Raw genomic sequence first — 18,128 nt, forward strand, 5'->3', positions numbered from 1 at the left:
GGTTGGGGAGATCAAAAGGGGAGGGAAATAGGTGGCTGAATTTATTCTGGTACGTCACGGACAGGCTTCATTTGGGGCCGATGACTATGACAATCTCTCCGATACCGGCTGGCAACAGTCGCGCTGGCTGGGTGAATACTGGCGGGATAAGGGTATTCGTTTCGACCGGTTGCTGTGTGGCAACCTAACCCGGCACCGGCAAACTTTGGACGGCATTTGCGAGGGGCTGGAACTCCCCGGTGAAAATACCCGCAGTGTACTCCCCCAGCTTAATGAATTTGATTTTCTAGCGGTTGCCAAGCATTACAGCGAGCTATACCCGGATCGGGCACCGGGAGCAGGTGCCAGTCGCGCCGATTTTTATCGATTCCTGAAGAAGGGGATGCTGGCTTGGGCCGCCGGTGAGATCAGTCCACCGGAAACCTGGTCGCATTTTGAAGCCAGAATCGCAGATGCACTTAAAAACATTTGCGATAGCCCCAAAGGCAGCCGAACCCTGGTTGTTAGTTCGGGCGGTGCCATTGCCATGATGTTGACGCAAATATTGGGCGGCTCAATTTCCACCGTCGCCAATCTCAATATGCAAATCCAAAACACAGCCGTTAGCCGTTTATTTTTCAGTGCAGAAAATATCAGTCTGCACAGTTTCAATCATGTGCCGCACCTGGATCGGGATGGGCGTCACGAATATATCACTTACAGTTGATTGGGCAGGTAACGATGGAATTTGAATACTCAGACAAGGTAAAAGGACTGCTGGAACGCCTGCAAAATTTTATGCAGGAGTATATCTATCCCGCCGAAGCGATATTTATGCAGCAGTTGCAGGAGGATCGCTGGGGAGAGCCGGCGATTTTGGCAGAATTAAAGATTAAAGCCCGGGAAGCGGAACTCTGGAATCTGTTTTTACCGGATTCCCGTTACGGTGCCGGGCTCAATAACCTGGAGTATGCACCCCTGGCTGAGGAAATGGGGAAAGTACTTTTTGCATCGGAGGTATTTAACTGTAATGCCCCGGATACCGGCAATATGGAAGTTTTGGCTCAATACGGTTCTGAGGCCCAGCGGGAACAATGGTTAACCCCGCTTTTGGATGGAAAAATTCGCTCTGCCTTTGCTATGACCGAACCCCGGGTTGCCTCCTCCGATGCCACTAATATCGAAACGTCGATTACCCGCGATGGCGACAGTTACGTTATTAACGGCCACAAGTTTTATATCAGTGGCCTGATGAATAAACGCTGTAAAGTGATGATCGTGATGGGTAAGACCGACCCGGAAAATCCCAATCGTCACCAGCAGCAGTCGCAAATCCTGGTACCCACCGATACGCCTGGAGTCAAAATAGTTCGCCCGATGACGGTATTCGGTTATGACGATGCACCGGAAGGGCATGCAGAGGTGATTTTTGAAAATGTCCGGGTGCCTGCCAGCCATTTAATTCTTGGAGAGGGGCGCGGTTTTGAAATTGCACAGGGACGCTTGGGGCCGGGCAGAATACACCACTGTATGCGGTTAATTGGCCAGGCTCAAAGAGCGCTGGAGATGATGTCGGCACGCGCGGAGCAGCGCATAGTTTTTGGTCGCCCGATGAGCAAGCAGGGATCGGTGCGTGAAGATATTGCCAAATCCGCCTGCGAAATCGAGCAGGCGCGCCTGCTGACTCTGAAGGCCGCTGCGCAAATGGATCGGTTGGGTAATAAGGCGGCCAAAGATTTAATCGCGATGATAAAAATTGTCGCGCCACAGATGGCTTGTAAGGTGATAGATCGCGCCATACAGATTCACGGCGCCGCAGGATTGGGGCAGGATTACAGTCTCGCCCATCACTATGCCTATGCTCGGACCATCCGTCTGGCGGATGGCCCCGATCAAGTTCATATGATGCAGTTGGGCAGAAACCTGGCAGCTCACTATGCCGCCGCAGAAAATCATGGAGGACTCAGTGACTGAGACGGTAAACAATTTGCGCAGCTCTGTGGAAGAGCTGCCTGTTGAGCGACTGCAAGAATATTTGTCCGGCAAAGTCGACGGTTTCAATGGGCCTGTAACGGTCACCAAATTTCCCGGTGGCCAGTCTAACCCCACTTTTAAGTTGCAAACCTCGGCGCGATCTTATGTTTTGCGGCGCCAGCCTCCGGGCAAGTTATTGAAATCTGCCCATGCCGTAGATCGGGAGTACCGGGTAATGTCGGCACTCGCCGATACTAAAGTGCCGGTGCCCAGGGTATTGCACCTCTGTGAGGACCGGGACCTGATCGGTTCTATGTTTTATTTAATGGAATATTGTGAGGGCCGGATATTCTGGAATGCGGCACTGCCGGAAGTTGACGCCGAGCAGCGTAGCGCTATGTACGATGAAATGAATCGTGTACTGGCGGCCATGCACAGTTTGGATATTAATGCCGTAGGCCTTTCGGATTACGGCCGACCAGGTAATTACTTCCAGCGGCAGCTGGACCGCTGGAGCACTCAATATCGAGCCTCTGAGCTGGAGCCCATTGCGGCAATGGATGAGTTGATGGCCTGGTTGGGTGACGTTTTACCGGATGATGATGGGCGTATCGCGTTGGTGCACGGTGATTACCGGCTCGATAATATGATTTTCCATCCTCAGGAGCCCAAGGTCATAGCGCTTTTGGATTGGGAACTTTCCACACTGGGACATCCCTATGCCGACCTCGCTTACCAGTGTATGCAAATGCGAATGCCCGCTGGCAAAGACAAAATGTCCGGCCTATTAGGCTTGGATATAAAGGCCTTGGGTATCCCCTCCGAAAAAGAGTATGTGGCCAAATACTGCCAGCGAATGGGTATTGATGGGATTGATAATTGGCCGTTTTATCTGGCTTTTAGCTTCTTTCGCCTGGCAGCGATTGTTCAGGGGGTGGTGAAGCGTGCAAAAGACGGCAATGCCTCCAATAAAAATGCGGCAAAACTGGGAGCCCTGGTAGAACCCCTCGCACAAGCTGCATTGGATATCGCTGCTAACGGTTAACTTGTGAAATTATAAGGATAAGAAATGGCAAAGAATATTTTTGATCTCTCGGGAAAAATTGCCCTGGTGACGGGTGCCAGTCGGGGTATTGGTGAGGCCATCGCAAAACTTTTGGCTGAGCAGGGTGCCCATGTTTTGGTTTCCAGCAGAAAAATTGAAGGGTGTCAGGCCGTAGCCGATGCAATTGTGGATGCCGGTGGCTGTGCCGATGCAATCCCCTGCCATATTGGCAACATGGATAATATCCAGCAGGTTATTGGCGATATTCGCGAGCGATTTGGTCGCTTGGATATTTTGGTCAACAATGCGGCGACTAATCCCTATTTTGGCCATATTCTTGATACTGATCTAGCGGCCTTCGAAAAGACGGTAGAGGTCAATATACGCGGTTATTTCTTTATGTCGGTAGAAGCCGGCAAATTGATGCGAGAGCAGGGTGGTGGCGTTATTGTAAATACTGCCTCAGTGAATGCCTTGCAGCCGGGTGTTGGGCAGGGTATTTATTCAATTACCAAGGCGGCGGTGGTCAATATGACCAAAGCGTTTGCCAAGGAGTGTGCGCAATTTAATATCCGGGTGAATGCTCTACTACCAGGGCTTACAAAAACCAAATTCGCCGGGGCATTGTTTTCCCACGAGGATATTTATAAAACTGCTGTTGGCCATATTCCCATGCACCGTCATGCGGAGCCGGAAGAGATGGCGGGCACCGTTTTGTACTTGGTCTCCGATGCTTCCAGTTATACGACCGGCGAATGTGTCGTTGTGGATGGTGGTTTGACTTCTTGTGGGGGGATTTAACCATGCATGATCCAATTCTCGATTTTAGTGATAAAGTCGCATTGATTACCGGTGCTGCCAGTGGATTTGGAAAATTATTGGCCGAGGAACTTGGTTCTCGGGGCGCTCGTTTGGTATTGGGAGATATCAATGAAGAGGCCTTGATGCAGTTGGCAGACAAACTGGGAAGCCAAAATATTGCTGTGCGCGCCCAGCGCTGTGATGTTTCCCAAGAGTCTGATTGCGCTGCTCTGGCGCAATTGGCTCAGTCAGAGTTTGGACAGCTGGATATCGCTGTTAACAATGCTGGAATCGCGCCTCCGATGATGTCTCTCAAGCAGACAGATGAGGCCATGATGGATCTTCAGTACAACGTTAACCTTAAGGGGGTTTTCCTGGGGCTTAAACACCAGTTGCCCCTATTGAAGATGACCAGCGGAGCTGTACTGAATGTTTCCTCTATGGCGGGGCTGGGCGGTGCTCCCAAGATAGCCTCTTACGCAGCGGCAAAACATGGTGTGATCGGCCTGACCAAAACGGCAGCGATGGAAAACGCCAAGTACGGTATCCGTGTAAACGCGATTTGCCCCTTCTATTGTCTGACCCCGATGGTTACCGATATTGCAACTGAAGATGCCAGCCCTGAACAAGTTCAAGCGTTTCTCGCTGAGGGATGCCCGATGAAACGCCTGGGCAAGCCGGAAGAAGTCGTAGCGGCCATGTTGATGCTGGTTTCCCCAAAAATGACTTACATTACCGGGCAGGCACTGGCAGTAGATGGCGGTCTCTCGGCCTATTGAGGTTGGGAATCGCAGAGAAAGCGAATAGAGAATCGAAAAGGAGCCTTCGATGCCTGTAGAAATTTCACCTGATAGCCTCGGCTATTACATTGGTTTTGAAACAGAGCCCACAGACTGGTTTGAAGTTGACCAGCAGAGAGTTGATAGCTTTGCTGAGTGCACCTTGGATCGACAGTTTATTCATGTAGACCCAGAGGCCGCTGCGAAAACACCTTTTGGTGGAACGGTTGCCCATGGATTTCTATCACTGTCACTGCTGCCTTATTTTGTAGGTGCTCTACAGATAACGGTTACAGGTGCTTATATGGGGGTGAATTATGGCTTGGATAAAGTCCGCTTTATCAACCCTGTAAAGACCGGTAGCCGGGTGCGCGTCTCCGGGAAAATACTGGATATTACGGAGAAAAAAGAGTCCCAGTATCAAATTAAGCTGATGGTAACTATGGAAATAGAGGGTGAGGCGAAGCCAGCTTTAGTTGCAGAGTGGATTTTTCTGCAGATTACCTAGTGGGGTCAGTATAAGGCCGGACCACCATTTTTCTAAGTCGTGGTGGAAAGTGGTGGTTTCGATCTGTTTGAGAGTTGTTTAAGGCGAGTTTACATAAATGTTTCTTCTTGTTTAAGGGTGTTGAGACCCATGCGAACAATATTCAAGTGAGAAGCGGGAATACCTTTTTTGTAGTACTCACCAGTAAAGTCAAATTGTTGGACTTCGATAAATGGTGAGAATAGGGTGCATCCCCAATAGGGGTTTATACCCCACCAGCCATATTTCCCAGCGGTTCTGGGGTTTCTTTGAAAGAAGTTGTAAGCCCTTTTGATATTGTCATATTTGAGTTTGAATTTTCTTTTGTCATTGATGCTGTGGGCGTCAAATATCACCAGGCATTGTATAGAGATGCCTTGCCTGCCAAGTGCATTGGCGATTTTTATCGCAGCATTTCCCCCTCTGCTGTAGCCAAACAATATCGCTGCTTTTTTGCGCGAAACCCCATTTTTAAGGTAACGGTAAATAGTGAGCTTTCGTGTGTGGGAGAATATCCGCCCATGAAGTTGGTTGATTACTGACTTTAGTACTGGATTTTCTCCGGCAGAAGGACCACCGGCACCGTAGATGCCTACCACAGTGTAGTGGCTAAGTTGAGACTGTATAGGAAGTGAGAATTCGAACTGGCCGCTTGAACTTGATATCAGTTGTTTCTAACTCCTTGAAGCCGTGCTCGATAAAATTCGGCAGTGACGCTTAGCACTTTTACGTAATTCATCGGGCAGGGATTCTTCACTTCCATCCTGCTGTTCAGTCCGCCAAAAGTGGCACAAGGCAACATACTCGCCACTATTTACCTGATTGCGTAGTACGAGCCAGGGATCTGGCGCTGGGGTAACTGCCATCACAGTTTCTTTCCAATCCCTTAACGCCGGCTCGTACAAATGCTGCTCGGTGGAATTTGCCTTGTGAGTGAAGGCACCTAGGTGTTGGGCTGGATGAAGAAGCAATAGCAAGGCGGTTACCAAGCTACAACTTACTGTTGCACGAGAGAGTAGATGATTGACGTTTACTTTCGGCTTATAGGTTTGGGCTGTTTTATATAGATCGTCATCCAGCTGCTGCGGGGAAGTCAACGTCTCGGCTTCTTTAAAATATTGATTTTCCCAATTGCTCATAGCATTAACTCGATTACTCTTCGATAACTTCTACTTGCCAAGGTCTTCTCTCCGAACCGTATATCGCTTCGTCCAGTGCGGTTCGGGCGCGATGATATAGGGTGCGGCATTTATTGAGAGAGAGCTGCTCGATATCGGCCACGGTTGCCAGTGGCAGCTTGCATTCCATATGCAGTAATAAAACATTGCGCAATTGAGAAGGTAAATTTTGAATCGCTGCGAGAATTCTATTCTGCTGGGGAGACTCTTGCGCGGATTTCTTCGAACTGGAAAATTCCTCAAGCTTGAGCAATTTATTGACTTGGATGTAAAGCCAACTTTTAAGCAGACGCCCGTGCAATTCTGGCGGATTTTCCAAAAGACCACGCCAGAGTTTTTGCAAGAGTAAAGTGGATGAAGACGGCGCCATTTGCATACAGTAGCGATACAGGGAATCTTTATGACGGCCGTAGAGTTGATGGAACACAGCAGGTTTGCGCGACTCCTTGTAGTATTGGAATAGCGCCTCGTCAGATAGCTGGCGTAACTCTTTGAGAGACAATGTCTTGAGCCTCCGTACGCAAATTATCCCGCCTCGAACCACTGGCCGAGTATTGGTTTATGCGGCGTCAATAAAGAAGATTGTAGTATGGTTCTGCGTCGCAATTATTCTCTGGCCAGTACTTATAATTTCAGCCGATGTCACGGTACGACAGATACGAATCTTCGGGCTTGCGAAGTATAGTTGCCCCTGGTTTGAGAGGTGGTTGCTCGGGTAAGGGCCAACGCCAGATTTATCAATAAGTGATGATGCGCCTAATTAAGCAATCAAACGTCAAAAAGAGGCTTGCTCCGGCAAGGGTAGTGGCAATTGAACAGGGCCTTGTCCCGCCCGGAGGTCTGTGAGTCGCAAGCCTACCCCAAGAAGGCGGATGGGAGCAGGGCGTTTTTCTCGACATTCCTGCAGTAGCTGGCGGAATTCAGAAATACGCCCGGCACGGCTGCTGCGCTCGTGGGTGCTGGTAGTAAAATCCGCGTACTTTACTTTTACGGTGGCACCATTTACTTCGTAACGATCGCCGAGTTTTTCCAGCCGCTCCAGCAGACGCATATACAGCTCTGTCAGCTGTTCCAGCCATTCGTCAAAACTGGATAAGTCTTCGCAAAAGGTGCGCTCGACACTAACACTCTTGCGGGAGCCATCGCCGCTTACCGGGCGATCGTCAACACCACGGCAAAGGTCGTAAAGGCGGCGGCCAAATTTGCCAAACTTCTTACTCAGTTCAACTTGCGAAAAATTGCGTAAATCCGCGCAAGTGCGAATGCCTTGTCGATGCATTTTCTCTGCGGTCACCCGTCCCACGCCGTGTATTTTGTTGATAGGCAGGCGCAAAACAAATTGATCGACCTCGCTCGGCGTAATGACTGTCAATCCGTCAGGCTTCTGCCAATCACTGGCAATTTTGGCCAGGAATTTATTCGGGGCCACCCCGGCAGAAATAGTGATACCCAGGGTGTCGCGCACCCGTTGCCGGATTTCCTCAGCGATTAGGGTAGCGCTGCCGTGGCAGCGGCCACTGTCGGTGACATCCAGGAAAGCTTCGTCCAGGGATAGGGGCTCAATATCATCGCAGTAGTCGAGAAATATCTCCCGTATCTGCCCGCTGACCTCCCGGTACTTAGCCATGTTGCCGGGTACTACAATCAAATCAGGGCACAGTTTCTTGGCCTGGGCGGTAGGCATTGCAGAGCGAACCCCATAGCTGCGGGCTTCATAGTTGCAGGTAGAGATCACTCCGCGGCGGTCGCTACTGCCTCCAACGGCCAAAGGGCGTCCACGGAGATTGGGATCGTCACGCATTTCGACCGAAGCGTAGAAGCAGTCACAATCACAGTGGATAATCTTTCTCATGCTGTGATTATATACAGTGTTATGTCGTGCCAGAAAGTAATTTATGCCACTTGGACACCCGGCGATGACAGGTAGGTGAATAATGAGCAGTATTCCGTTGGTCGAGCACCCAGCTTCCGATGATGTAGCCAGGGTTTTTGCTGAGATTGATGACGAGCTGGGGGGAATCCCCAGTCTGTTCCGTGTCTACGCCCAACACCCGGGATTGCTTGAGGCAAACTGGTACAAGTTTAAGACGGTGATGATTCACGGCTGTTTGTCGGCGCAGCTGAAAGAAGCCATTGGCCTGGCAGTCTCAGCCGATAACCACTGTGACTATGGCATTTATCATCACAGTATGTCCCTGCAAATGCTCGGGGTGGAAACCGATGAAGTGATGCGGATTCGCACTGACCCCAAGCATGTGCACTTTTCTGAAAAAGAGCACGCCCTGTTTGACTTGGCGCGCAATGCCAACAGCGCCCCTGATGACCATCGCGAGCACCTGATCGCCGCTGCGCGAAAGCTCGGTGCCGGTGATGATGAGATTCTTGAGGCGTTGGGGGTAATGGAGATGGTATTGGGGGCCAATCACATTGCTGAAGTGCTCAGCCTGGCGCCGACCCGAGTGCCTCACAAGAAGTAATAACAGGCGCCCTTGGGCGGCTGTTCTACTTGGGTCTGCCGAAAATTAGTGCCAGCACAAACATCACAAGGAAAATAAAGAAGAGAATCTTGGCTATTTCAGTTGCGGTCGAAGCGATGCCACTAAAGCCAAAGAAGGCGGCGATCAGCGCAATAACCAGGAAGGTGACAGCCCAGCGCAACATAAGAGGCTCCCAATAGAGTGGAGGGAGCCTTGGGCTCCCGTTCCGCTAATTGATAGAGTCCCGCTCCACAGGTTCCAAATGGTCGCCTGCTTTCATCAGGGTTAGTTGCTCCAGTGTGGCAAACTGGAAGCCCTTTTGCCTGAGTTGCGCAGTAATGAGGGGCAGGGCCTCCATTACCTGATGGTGCTGACCATACATGGGGTGCAGCAGAACCACACTTCCGTCTTTTGCCTTTTGGGATATATAGTCAGCTGCGACTTGTGCGCCGCCTGCTTGCAGTTGCTCAGTAGGATCGATATCCCAGTGAGCAATCTTGAACTGGTGATCACTTAAAAGCGTGCCCAGCTCGTCAGACATCTTTCCGTGAGGAGGGAGGAACATGGGCTTGCTGGTATAGCCATTACTTTGTAGTAGCCGACAGGTTTTTTTAATCTCCTCCTTGGCACTGCTCAAAGGCATCTGGGAAAGGTTTGTGTGTGAGTAACCATGGTTACCTAACTGATGTCCAGCCTGAATGATTGCCTGGGTCTGCTCCGGGTACCTTTCCATTTCCTGCCCTGTAGGGAAAAAAGTGGCGGTCACTTCCAAAGACTCGAGCCGCTTTAACAGTGGCTCGGTTTTGTCGGGGGAGGGCCCCTCATCAAAAATAAGCGCTACCCATTTATCCTTGCCGGTAATTGCCTGGGCACAGGTTGAAAATACAAAAAGCCAAATGCAAATAGCATTAATTATTATTTTCATTTTTTGGGGTTTCCACAGATAGAAAAAAAGCCGTCAATGACGGCTTTTTTTCTTTGAACTTGTTTAGCGCTCCAGCTGGTCCAGCTTGCCCTTCTTGCCGTCCCACTCCTCGGCATCCGGTAATGGGTCTTTCTTCTCAGTAATATTGGGCCATACCTCGGCGAGTTCTGCGTTCAACTCGATAAATTCCTGCTGATCGTCCGGAACCTCATCCTCAGAGAAAATCGCGTTGGCGGGGCACTCCGGCTCACACAGGGCGCAGTCGATACACTCGTCTGGGTGAATTACCAGGAAGTTGGGGCCTTCGTAAAAACAGTCTACCGGGCAAACCTCTACACAGTCGGTGTATTTACACTTAATGCAGTTTTCCCCAATTACGAATGTCATGTTTGTCCCTCGATAGTGCCACTGAATTCTTCGTGCAGCGGATTTTATCAATTACTGGCGCGAATTGTAGTGGCTTTTCAGTCGATTTAGTTCACTGTTTATAACAGGATGAATTGGGCGACCAGGGTCGCCCGGTCTTTTACTTCAGTAACTTGCGTAAAGAATAGAGCGCTTCCAGTGCCTGGCGTGGCGTCAAATCGTCCGGATCAAGCTCCTCAAGGGCATCCACGGCCGGGTGGCTTGGGCTGCCAAACAGATCTACCTGCTGGGGGGAACCAGGGCCCGCGGCCATTGGCACAGCGGCTTCTTCCGGCTCCTGTTTGGGGGCCGGTGCAGGCGTAGCAATAGGAGCTGGCACATCTACCGACTGGGCGCCGGCTTCCAATGCTGCCAAGCGCGCGCGGGCCTCGGTCAATACATCACTGGGGATGCCGGCCAGTTTGGCCACCTGCAACCCGTAACTCTTAGAGGCGGGCCCTTCCTGGATGCGGTGCAGGAAGACAATTCCCTCGCCGTGCTCGGTGGCATCCAAGTGGATGTTGGCGGCCTCAGAGCATTGGCTGGGCAGGTCAGTCAGTTCAAAGTAATGGGTGGCGAACAGCGTAAAGGCGCGCACTTCCCCTGCCAGGTAGTGGGCACAGGCCCAGGCCAAGGACAGGCCGTCGTAAGTGCTGGTACCACGGCCAATCTCATCCATCAGTACCAAGCTGTGCTCGGTGGCATTGCGCAGGATATTGGCGGTCTCGGTCATTTCCACCATAAAGGTGGAGCGGCCACCGGCCAGGTCATCGGCACTGCCGATGCGAGTGAAGATACGATCCAGCAGGCCGATCTGGGCACTGTCGGCGGGCACGTAACTGCCGCAGTGGGCCAACAGGGCAATCAATGCTGTCTGGCGCATATAGGTAGATTTACCGCCCATGTTCGGGCCGGTAATTACCAGCATGCGGCGGTCATTGTGCAAATCAATATCGTTGGCCACAAAAGGCTCGTCCAATACCTGCTCCACCACCGGGTGGCGCCCGCCGGTAATATGCAGACCAGGCTCAGTGCCCAGTTCGGGACGGCACAGGCGCAAATCGTCAGCGCGCTCGGCCAAGCATGCCAGCACGTCTAATTCGGATATACCCGCAGCGGCGGCTTGGAGCTCTGCCAGGGGCTCATTCAGCTGATTGATTAGCTCTTCGTACAATGCCTTTTCACGAGCTAGCGCGCGGCTCTTGGCGGAGAGCGCCTTGTCTTCAAACTCCTTTAGCTCGGGCGTGATAAAGCGCTCTGCATTTTTCAGGGTCTGGCGGCGAATGTATTCAGCTGGCGCCTTATCGCTTTGCCCGCGACTGATTTCAATAAAGTAGCCGTGCACCCGGTTGTAACCCACCTTAAGGGTGGGAATACCGGTGCGCTCTTTTTCCCGCTGCTCCAGTTGCACCAGGTAATCGCCGGCGTTTTCACTGATAGCGCGCAGCTCGTCCAGTTCTTCGTCGTAGCCGGTAGCAATAACGCCACCGTCGCGAATTACTACCGGAGGGTTTTCAATAATGGCATCTTGCAGTAGCTCTACGGTTTCTGGCCACTCGCCGATCTGGCTGCACAATTCATTCAATAACGTTGCGTCAGATTCCGCTAACTGTTGCTGGATTTCTGGGAATTGAGCTAGGGACTGGCCCAGGCGAGCCAAATCCCGAGGACGTGCAGAGCGCAGTGCCAAACGGCCCAGGATTCGCTCCATATCGCCCACAGGTTTGAGGGCATCACGCAGAGGCTCAAAGCCATAATCGGCAATTAATGCTGCGATGGCATCTTGGCGGTTGCGCAAGGTAGTCAGCTGGCGCAAGGGGTTGTTAAACCAGCGGCGCAGCAAGCGGCTACCCATAGCGGTTTTACAGCTATCGAAGACCGACAAGAGGGTATTGTCATCGCCACCGTTCAGGTTCAGATCAATCTCCAGATTGCGGCGGCTGGCACCATCCAAGGCGACTGTCTCATCACCACTTTCCGTCAGCAGGCCGCGAATATGGGGCAGCTCGGTACGCTGGGTGTCCCGTGCATATTGCAGCAGGCAGCCGGCAGCGATCACAGCACCGTGCATATGGCTACAACCAAAGGCCTCCAGGTTCATGGTGCCGAATTGCTGGTTGAGCAGACGCAAAGCGCTCTCCAGCTCGAACTCCCAAGGTGCCCGGCGGCGCACGCCCGCGCGGCGTTCGATTTCAATCGGCAGGCTAAGCTCTTCCGGCGCAAGCAGTTCAGCGGGATTGTGGCGCTGCACCTGCTCGGCCAGGGCTTCCAGAGTATCTGTTTCCTGAACCACAAAACGACCGGTTGCCAGGTCCAGCAGTGCCAGGCCAAATACATCGCCCAAGTGTGAAATAGCAGCCAGGAGGTTATCGCGGCGATCGTTGAGAAGTGCCTCGTCGGTGACCGTGCCCGGAGTAACAATACGTACTACCTGGCGCTCAACCGGCCCCTTGCTGGTGGCGGGATCACCGATTTGTTCACAGATGGCAACGGAAACACCAGCTTTAATTAGCCGCGCCAAGTAGCCCTCAGCTGCATGGTAGGGAATACCGGCCATGGGGATAGGTTCCCCCCCGGACTTGCCACGGGCAGTAAGGGTGACATCCAACAGCTCAGCCGCCTTCTTGGCATCATCAAAGAACAGCTCGTAAAAGTCCCCCATGCGGTAGAACACCAGCTCTTGGGGGTGCTGGGCCTTGATGCGCATGTATTGTTGCATCATGGGGGTGTGTTCGGGTTTCGCGGCCTTGGTCTTGTTTGCGGTTTTTGGCATTTTTTCTAAGAAAATCAGTAAGTTACAAAAGTGTTCGCAAACCCCAAGAGCCCCGCAGGAGTGGCGGCCGGCTCAGATTGGGGTAGGGGGCAGGTTTCCTCGGGGGCTTAATAAGCTGAAGCGTTCGATCAAATAATGAACGGCAAGCCCAAACCTGATGTTCCTGAAGCATACAATCGGGAAAGATCTGAACAGAAAGGTCCAGGCCAAAGTTCGAAGGGCTTCTTTATAGGGGCGCAGAATAGCAGAGTGGGGGGCAAACCACTATGGATGGCTTATCAACTGCAAGTGGGATGGCCTGCAGCGACCCTGTGATTTTATGAGAGCCTTGTAGGGAAGCGGGACGTTTTCCTCTTTGAGGTAAGGACCGTCACTTTTCTTTGCTCTAATGAGTCTGCTGCTGATCTCAACAAAAAAGATTCCTGACTCAGTAAGGTCGAGTACTAAGCAAGCCAATTCTTTACGCGGTAGCGCATCCCTCCAGCTGGGACATATGTGCATAGTAGGCTGATGAAATACAGCACTGATAACTAAGTCCTGCTTCGTATATCAGAATTCAAAAGACGCTGCTCCTATTTCTGGGGAAAATTCTATAACTTGTTGATTTTTAAAGGATGTGAAAAATGATATAAAGCAGGGAGAGCGCGGAATTATAAAGACGCTGCTTTATATCTACTTGTTTCGTTTCGTGCCACTCAATGTATTTTTTTGATTTTATTGGGTTTTTAAGCGGGCTTTGATTGAGGGCAGTAGAATTATAGAGAAGGGGAAACCTTCCCCCATTGAGTAGACGCCTACCTTTTGAATAGGGTAGGAAAAAATGCCGAAAATACTGAGTGAAGAGCGAGTTGTTGAATATTCAACAGAATTCAAAGTTAGAGTGGTAGCTCTCACTAATCAACTGAAAGTAGATACGACTACTATCGCCAACATTATTGGTTTGCATCCAGTAATGGTGTATAGATGGCGACAGGAAAGTAGAGAAGGCAAGCTGGTCGAGAAGCCCAGTCGTAGAATAAGTATGACAAAAACAACGAAAAATCGGTCTCAAACCGATGATAAAGAGATAAGACGTCTAAAAAAGCAGGTCGAGAAATTGCAAAAGGAGAATGATTTCCTAAAAAAGTGGGAAATGTACCTGAAAGATCCAAAGCTGAAAGATTCTCGTTCATAGCTCTTAATCGATCAGACTTTGGTGTCAGGTACTTATGTAGATACTTGAATGTTTCACCCCAAGGGTTTTATAAGTGGCTCAATCGAGATGAGAGCACTCGTGACATAGAGAATAGGCGAATTCTAGGGTGTATCGAAGCTATCTATACACAGCATGATGGTAATTATGGAAGTCCAAGAATTAGCGCAGAGCTGAAAGCTAATGGTGAACGAATAAATCACAAACGCGTTGAACGCCTTATGAGAGAGGCTGGAATCGTGGGGAAAGCTGGAAGGATCTATCGTCGACGCCCTTTGCCTGGAAATCCTTATATTAAGGTTGAAAACCTACAAAGAGAGCATGGTATGCCGAGTAAACCAGACTCTCAATGGGCTGGTGATGTAACCTATCTGAAGATCAATGGACAATGGCAATATTTAGCTGTGATTATTGATCTTTACTCCCGGAAAGTGTTGGGTTGGGAGTTGTCGGATACTCGAACTGTTGAGCTAACACTGTCAGCGCTAAATAAAGCTGTTCGTCGCAGAAATATAGAATCAGATCTAATATTTCACAGTGACCGAGGTTCTGAGTACGGTGCTTATGCATACCAAAGTCGACTCAAAGAACTGGGTATTGAGCCGAGCATGAACCGTCCAGGATTTATGAATGATAATGTGTATGTAGAATCATTTTTTCAAACACTGAAAACTGAGAGTTTCAAAGGATTTAATTTTGAATCCGTTGAGGAACTAAGAGCTAACTTAGCTTGGTATCTTGATAGGTACTATAACTTTAAAAGAAGACATGGTTCACTTGGGTTCAAAAGCCCAGATGAATATGAAAGAATGGCCGCATAAGATGAATATAAGGTGGCGTCTACTTTAAGGGGGGAGGCTTCTTCCGCTGCTCCGCAGCTACAAGTCCGCCCCAAAGCCGAGCGTTAGAAGGCTTTGAGAATGTCGAGAAAACTCAAAATCACGATCGTTATAGCGTGCGTAATGGCAGCACTACTTGCTGCCACATACTGGTTCCTGATTAAAGCGCTAGAGCCTAAAATACCTGAACCAAAATCTGATGTACCCATAACGTATAAAATTGGGTGGTGGGGCTACCAAGACGACCTAGTAATCGACGTATTAGAAACCAAAGAAATATACTCCAACTTGTACTTATTTAATTCCAAGGCTGTTATCGAGTACAGATTGAGAGGAACTATCAAAAACAAACCAATGTGGAAACCTTATATAAAATCAGTATTCCTTAGTGAGCGCTGGCTTGGTAATCCTGAAAGCTTCAAAGGAAATACTGGGGAAGTTATTTTGACTCCTATTGTAGGCGTGAAGGAAGATCAAGCGTATAGGGGAGAAAGAGTTTCTTTCGATCTTAAAGTACAAGACTATTTACAGGCCGGAGGATGGGGTACAAATACTTATCTGGTAAAAGCACAAGACAAGGAACAAAAAATTGTACTCCAGCAGCGTAAGTAGCCTTCTAACCAGGCCAAGCAACAGGACCCGCGCAAGCGCGGGCCTCTGTTGGCGGCGTTATGTGCTCATGGTGGTTCTGATTAAGCAAATTTAGAGATAGAGTATGAGTAGAAGTATTGATGAAGTAACAGATCACCTTAGAGAAAGAGCGGATTACTATATAAAATGGTATCAGCCTACATATGATTTTTGCGATGAAGTTGTGGTTGCCTTAAATGAGTTTTCTGGGGGTGAATATAATCTTCTAGATATGTTCTCTGAAGAAATCATTACCAAGCACATTCTTGAGCATTGCTTGCCTCCCCTTCAGGCCTATGCAGTCGGCGGCAAGGTAACAGGTTTTATATCCTCTAATCCCGGAGGAGTGAAAGAAATTGATCATTCCTCAACGATACCTATTTACAAAAAAGTTGTTGGTGAGTGGTGTAAAAATAATTGGGTCGAGATTAAATATGATGCAGAAAAGAGGGATTTTCCAATTGAAATACAATTGGTCGGGACTATAGAATAATTTGCAGTGCGAGAGTCACGCACATAACCAGGCGATGCACCAGATCTAAGCCACAGGCCTTTTCAACATGCATTCACTTCGTTCATTATTGCATATTGAAAAGCCCCATGGCATAGGCTGGTGATCAGGGCGTTATGTTTTCGTGCACGAAGCTGCAAAGATATAAAAGGTATAGGATGAGCAAGCAACAAGAGATATTAGGAAAAATACAGGATATTTTAGGAAGAGAGCTTAGTGTGTTCGAGGAGAGCGCAGTCAGCTCATATGAATCAATAAGTAAGCTGCACATGAACAACTTCAAAAAGCTATCTGAGCATGGCCCTGAAGTTTGTGTAAGTTATCTACGGTTCATTCTTGCAAGACCTGATCGCAACATGAAGTCCTTTGTAAGTAATGTTGTTTTGGGGCAGTCTGATATCAATACTTGGAAGCAAGCGCATTATCAAGAATCATAAACATAACAAGTGACTATGGTTGTTCGTCAAGTTATTAAGCCATATTTTCATCCCAGTAGGTGTTATTTTTCACCATCGTATTCAGAATCGTAATCTGCTTTCTCATGCAGGCAATCAGAGCGACCTTTTTAGGTTTGCCAGCGTCGACTAATCGCTTATACATCGGCTTTAATTTGGGATGATGTTGTATGGCCGACATAATGGAAACAAACAGAACCGTACGTACACGATGCCTTCCACCCCGAATATATCTCTTTCCCTGGAAGCTGCCGCTATCACGGTTCATCGGGGCGATACCGACAAGTGCAGCGATTTCTTTACGGTTCAATTTTCCTAGCTCGGGAAGTTCACTCATCAACGTATAAGCCAATACATTTCCGACCCCTTTAGCACTCAACAATAGGTCGCGCCTTTGCCGCCACTCAGACACACTGTTAACCAGTTTATCCAGTTGCTTGTCGATACCTTGTAGCTCTTTTTTGATGGTGTTTAGAATGGTCTGTATAGGTTTGTGTACTGATTTCGGCATTCTCTGAAGCCGATTCTTTTGCATTGTGCTCATCTCTAAACACTGACTTCTTACCGCCAGTAAGTCACTGATCTCCCTAAGCTTTTCTGGCTTTAGTACCGACAGCCTTGGCTTCATGGCCTCACCAAAATGTGCAATATCCATTGCATCTAGCTTGTCGGTTTTGGCGAGGCGCCCTGCGGATTTAGCGAAGCTTCTTATCTGAGAAGGATTGCAAACAACAATAGGTAATCCTGCTTTGTCGGCGGCGCAAACAAACTCTAACTCGAGTCTTCCCGTAGACTCTATTAATACTCTTTGAGGTTTAAGGGGTTGAAGTTGTTTAATGGCATCCTTAATGCCACTTTTATCATTGGCAACACTAAAAAACTGGCCAGTAGGTCTCACATAAATATCGAGTTGTTTACTGCTGGTATCGATACCGACATTGATCTCTTGAGGTTCCATAAGATAAGCTATCTCCGCCTTGCTATTCGGGCTCGAGGCCCACATGACTATCCGAGTTATGCCTAGTGAGTGTCTGTCACGTTCCTACTTGTTAACGGTCTTTATAAACCGGCGCAGCAACGAACTGTGACAAACAAGGCCTTCGGTGGCCGCCGAAGGTGGGTCTCAATTTACCCGTTAGCGAAAAGGATTTTCAACATCAGAATCGATCAAGAACTACCATACAAGGCATTGCAGCGCGACATCCAAAGCTGTACGGCTTTTGCGGTCGCTACGCTCATACCACAAAAGTCATCCAACTTAGGCCGCGGCTGAACGCGGCGTTATGAATAAAAACTATGTCTAATCTCAAAGACCGCCGATGGCGTCGAAAAGGCCTCGATAGAAAAATCGAGACTCCTTCATGGGGGGAGCTTGCTTTTGGGAAAAAGCTTTTCAATTTGCGGCATATGTTACTAGCTGTATTTACTAGTGGCTTCATATCTTTTGCAATGCTATATCAGCTTATAACCTATGGGCATTGGGAGGCCAAAGGAGCTAAAGTAGATGGTGCCGTGGGCTATGGTGTTGCCTTTTTCCTTCTAGTAATTTTCATAGCCCTATTTATTGCAACTATTAAAGACTGGCGGAGAGGCTAATGCATAACAAAAAGCAGCACGATTGCCCACAAAATATGTGGGC

22 protein-coding genes are annotated in these 18,128 nt (G+C 49.3%); 13 read left to right on the top strand and 9 right to left on the bottom strand.

The window, feature by feature from the left end:
* Nucleotides 1-31 precede the first annotated feature (31 nt).
* Genes ACG1BZ_RS06515 through ACG1BZ_RS06540 form a run of 6 tightly spaced genes read left to right on the top strand, consistent with a single transcriptional unit; the run spans nucleotide 32 to nucleotide 5,086 of the window.
* Nucleotides 32-706, top strand: coding sequence for a histidine phosphatase family protein (locus ACG1BZ_RS06515; RefSeq protein ID WP_282931830.1), 675 nt, complete (start codon nucleotides 32-34; stop codon nucleotides 704-706).
* A gap of 14 nt (nucleotides 707-720) precedes the next feature.
* A complete protein-coding gene (locus ACG1BZ_RS06520) occupies nucleotides 721-1,953 on the top strand; it encodes an acyl-CoA dehydrogenase family protein (RefSeq protein ID WP_413664908.1) in 1,233 nt (410 codons plus the stop codon).
* Nucleotides 1,946-2,998, top strand: a complete 1,053-nt coding sequence (locus ACG1BZ_RS06525; RefSeq protein ID WP_413664909.1) for a phosphotransferase — start codon at nucleotides 1,946-1,948, stop codon at nucleotides 2,996-2,998. Before ACG1BZ_RS06520 ends, ACG1BZ_RS06525 begins: the two co-directional genes overlap by 8 nt.
* A 24-nt stretch (nucleotides 2,999-3,022) precedes the next feature.
* Nucleotides 3,023-3,799, top strand: a complete 777-nt coding sequence (locus ACG1BZ_RS06530) for an SDR family oxidoreductase (protein WP_282931833.1) — start codon at nucleotides 3,023-3,025, stop codon at nucleotides 3,797-3,799.
* Between the two features lie 2 nt (nucleotides 3,800-3,801).
* A complete protein-coding gene (locus tag ACG1BZ_RS06535) occupies nucleotides 3,802-4,578 on the top strand; it encodes an SDR family NAD(P)-dependent oxidoreductase (RefSeq protein ID WP_413664910.1) in 777 nt (258 codons plus the stop codon).
* Nucleotides 4,579-4,627: 49 nt separating this feature from the next.
* Nucleotides 4,628-5,086, top strand: a complete 459-nt coding sequence (locus ACG1BZ_RS06540) for a MaoC family dehydratase (protein ID WP_413664911.1) — start codon at nucleotides 4,628-4,630, stop codon at nucleotides 5,084-5,086.
* An 89-nt stretch (nucleotides 5,087-5,175) separates the two neighbouring features.
* On the opposite strand, the gene ACG1BZ_RS06545 is transcribed toward ACG1BZ_RS06540, so the two are convergent.
* The 4 genes from ACG1BZ_RS06545 to dinB form a co-directional block, all read right to left on the bottom strand.
* Nucleotides 5,176-5,544 carry a hypothetical protein gene (locus ACG1BZ_RS06545; RefSeq protein ID WP_413664912.1) on the bottom strand — a complete coding sequence of 123 codons (369 nt, stop codon included), beginning with the start codon at nucleotides 5,542-5,544 and terminating at the stop codon, nucleotides 5,176-5,178.
* A gap of 234 nt (nucleotides 5,545-5,778) precedes the next feature.
* Entirely contained in the window at nucleotides 5,779-6,243 is a 465-nt protein-coding gene (locus tag ACG1BZ_RS06550; protein WP_413664913.1) for a hypothetical protein, read from the bottom strand.
* Between the two features lie 13 nt (nucleotides 6,244-6,256).
* Nucleotides 6,257-6,784 carry an RNA polymerase sigma factor gene (locus ACG1BZ_RS06555; RefSeq protein ID WP_413664914.1) on the bottom strand — a complete coding sequence of 176 codons (528 nt, stop codon included), beginning with the start codon at nucleotides 6,782-6,784 and terminating at the stop codon, nucleotides 6,257-6,259.
* A 273-nt stretch (nucleotides 6,785-7,057) separates the two neighbouring features.
* Entirely contained in the window at nucleotides 7,058-8,134 is a 1,077-nt protein-coding gene (gene dinB, locus ACG1BZ_RS06560) for a DNA polymerase IV (RefSeq protein WP_413664915.1), read from the bottom strand.
* Nucleotides 8,135-8,216: 82 nt separating this feature from the next.
* On the opposite strand from dinB, the gene ACG1BZ_RS06565 reads away from it, so the two are divergent.
* The gene (locus ACG1BZ_RS06565) at nucleotides 8,217-8,759 is read left to right on the top strand and encodes a carboxymuconolactone decarboxylase family protein (RefSeq protein ID WP_413664916.1); all 543 of its coding nucleotides are present in this window, start codon (nucleotides 8,217-8,219) and stop codon (nucleotides 8,757-8,759) included.
* 25 nt (nucleotides 8,760-8,784) lie between these two features.
* Here the strand turns inward: ACG1BZ_RS06565 and ACG1BZ_RS06570 are convergent, their stop codons facing one another.
* The 4 genes from ACG1BZ_RS06570 to mutS all read right to left on the bottom strand — a co-directional run bounded on the left by ACG1BZ_RS06570 (nucleotide 8,785) and on the right by mutS (nucleotide 12,862).
* Nucleotides 8,785-8,943, bottom strand: a complete 159-nt coding sequence (locus ACG1BZ_RS06570; protein WP_282931841.1) for a DUF1328 domain-containing protein — start codon at nucleotides 8,941-8,943, stop codon at nucleotides 8,785-8,787.
* Between the two features lie 45 nt (nucleotides 8,944-8,988).
* Nucleotides 8,989-9,684, bottom strand: a complete 696-nt coding sequence (locus ACG1BZ_RS06575; RefSeq protein WP_413664917.1) for a polysaccharide deacetylase family protein — start codon at nucleotides 9,682-9,684, stop codon at nucleotides 8,989-8,991.
* A gap of 63 nt (nucleotides 9,685-9,747) precedes the next feature.
* The gene (gene fdxA / locus ACG1BZ_RS06580; protein WP_108732342.1) at nucleotides 9,748-10,071 is read right to left on the bottom strand and encodes a ferredoxin FdxA; all 324 of its coding nucleotides are present in this window, start codon (nucleotides 10,069-10,071) and stop codon (nucleotides 9,748-9,750) included.
* 139 nt (nucleotides 10,072-10,210) lie between these two features.
* On the bottom strand, nucleotides 10,211-12,862 hold the full coding sequence (gene mutS / locus ACG1BZ_RS06585) for a DNA mismatch repair protein MutS (protein WP_413664918.1): 2,652 nt from the start codon (nucleotides 12,860-12,862) through the stop codon (nucleotides 10,211-10,213).
* Between the two features lie 820 nt (nucleotides 12,863-13,682).
* Here mutS and ACG1BZ_RS06590 point away from each other — a divergent pair.
* From ACG1BZ_RS06590 to ACG1BZ_RS06610, 5 genes are all read left to right on the top strand, one after another.
* A complete protein-coding gene (locus tag ACG1BZ_RS06590) occupies nucleotides 13,683-14,036 on the top strand; it encodes a transposase (protein ID WP_413662312.1) in 354 nt (117 codons plus the stop codon).
* A complete protein-coding gene (locus ACG1BZ_RS06595; RefSeq protein ID WP_413662311.1) occupies nucleotides 13,988-14,875 on the top strand; it encodes an IS3 family transposase in 888 nt (295 codons plus the stop codon). The genes ACG1BZ_RS06590 and ACG1BZ_RS06595 overlap by 49 nt, the downstream gene beginning before the upstream one ends.
* A gap of 141 nt (nucleotides 14,876-15,016) precedes the next feature.
* Nucleotides 15,017-15,505: a hypothetical protein gene (locus tag ACG1BZ_RS06600; protein WP_413664919.1), complete on the top strand. Its 489-nt coding sequence runs from the start codon at nucleotides 15,017-15,019 to the stop codon at nucleotides 15,503-15,505.
* Nucleotides 15,506-15,608: 103 nt separating this feature from the next.
* Nucleotides 15,609-16,016 (top strand): hypothetical protein, encoded by a 408-nt coding sequence (locus ACG1BZ_RS06605; RefSeq protein ID WP_413664920.1) that lies wholly within the window; start codon nucleotides 15,609-15,611, stop codon nucleotides 16,014-16,016.
* 176 nt (nucleotides 16,017-16,192) lie between these two features.
* Nucleotides 16,193-16,471, top strand: coding sequence for a hypothetical protein (locus ACG1BZ_RS06610; protein ID WP_413664921.1), 279 nt, complete (start codon nucleotides 16,193-16,195; stop codon nucleotides 16,469-16,471).
* A 34-nt stretch (nucleotides 16,472-16,505) separates the two neighbouring features.
* Here the strand turns inward: ACG1BZ_RS06610 and ACG1BZ_RS06615 are convergent, their stop codons facing one another.
* Entirely contained in the window at nucleotides 16,506-17,447 is a 942-nt protein-coding gene (locus ACG1BZ_RS06615; protein ID WP_413662296.1) for an IS110 family transposase, read from the bottom strand.
* A 338-nt stretch (nucleotides 17,448-17,785) separates the two neighbouring features.
* Here ACG1BZ_RS06615 and ACG1BZ_RS06620 point away from each other — a divergent pair, with 338 nt between their 5' ends.
* The gene (locus tag ACG1BZ_RS06620) at nucleotides 17,786-18,085 is read left to right on the top strand and encodes a hypothetical protein (RefSeq protein WP_413664922.1); all 300 of its coding nucleotides are present in this window, start codon (nucleotides 17,786-17,788) and stop codon (nucleotides 18,083-18,085) included.
* Nucleotides 18,086-18,128: the final 43 nt, after the last annotated feature.

The sequence above is a fragment of the Microbulbifer sp. CNSA002 genome, from assembly GCF_047324085.1.
GTDB lineage: Bacteria > Pseudomonadota > Gammaproteobacteria > Pseudomonadales > Cellvibrionaceae > Microbulbifer.

What these genes read in the sequence shown, in the direction of transcription:
- ACG1BZ_RS06520 (WP_413664908.1), top strand. Translation starts at nt 721, where the DNA reads ATGGAATTTGAATACTCAGACAAGGTAAAAGGACTGCTGGAACGCCTG.
- ACG1BZ_RS06530 (WP_282931833.1), top strand. Translation starts at nt 3,023, where the DNA reads ATGGCAAAGAATATTTTTGATCTCTCGGGAAAAATTGCCCTGGTGACG.
- ACG1BZ_RS06535 (WP_413664910.1), top strand. Translation starts at nt 3,802, where the DNA reads ATGCATGATCCAATTCTCGATTTTAGTGATAAAGTCGCATTGATTACC.
- ACG1BZ_RS06540 (WP_413664911.1), top strand. Translation starts at nt 4,628, where the DNA reads ATGCCTGTAGAAATTTCACCTGATAGCCTCGGCTATTACATTGGTTTT.
- ACG1BZ_RS06550 (WP_413664913.1), bottom strand. Translation starts at nt 6,243, where the DNA reads ATGAGCAATTGGGAAAATCAATATTTTAAAGAAGCCGAGACGTTGACT.
- dinB (WP_413664915.1), bottom strand. Translation starts at nt 8,134, where the DNA reads ATGAGAAAGATTATCCACTGTGATTGTGACTGCTTCTACGCTTCGGTC.
- ACG1BZ_RS06565 (WP_413664916.1), top strand. Translation starts at nt 8,217, where the DNA reads ATGAGCAGTATTCCGTTGGTCGAGCACCCAGCTTCCGATGATGTAGCC.
- ACG1BZ_RS06570 (WP_282931841.1), bottom strand. Translation starts at nt 8,943, where the DNA reads ATGTTGCGCTGGGCTGTCACCTTCCTGGTTATTGCGCTGATCGCCGCC.
- ACG1BZ_RS06575 (WP_413664917.1), bottom strand. Translation starts at nt 9,684, where the DNA reads ATGAAAATAATAATTAATGCTATTTGCATTTGGCTTTTTGTATTTTCA.
- fdxA (WP_108732342.1), bottom strand. Translation starts at nt 10,071, where the DNA reads ATGACATTCGTAATTGGGGAAAACTGCATTAAGTGTAAATACACCGAC.
- mutS (WP_413664918.1), bottom strand. Translation starts at nt 12,862, where the DNA reads ATGCCAAAAACCGCAAACAAGACCAAGGCCGCGAAACCCGAACACACC.
- ACG1BZ_RS06590 (WP_413662312.1), top strand. Translation starts at nt 13,683, where the DNA reads ATGCCGAAAATACTGAGTGAAGAGCGAGTTGTTGAATATTCAACAGAA.
- ACG1BZ_RS06600 (WP_413664919.1), top strand. Translation starts at nt 15,017, where the DNA reads ATGGCAGCACTACTTGCTGCCACATACTGGTTCCTGATTAAAGCGCTA.
- ACG1BZ_RS06605 (WP_413664920.1), top strand. Translation starts at nt 15,609, where the DNA reads ATGAGTAGAAGTATTGATGAAGTAACAGATCACCTTAGAGAAAGAGCG.
- ACG1BZ_RS06610 (WP_413664921.1), top strand. Translation starts at nt 16,193, where the DNA reads ATGAGCAAGCAACAAGAGATATTAGGAAAAATACAGGATATTTTAGGA.
- ACG1BZ_RS06615 (WP_413662296.1), bottom strand. Translation starts at nt 17,447, where the DNA reads ATGGAACCTCAAGAGATCAATGTCGGTATCGATACCAGCAGTAAACAA.
- ACG1BZ_RS06620 (WP_413664922.1), top strand. Translation starts at nt 17,786, where the DNA reads ATGTCTAATCTCAAAGACCGCCGATGGCGTCGAAAAGGCCTCGATAGA.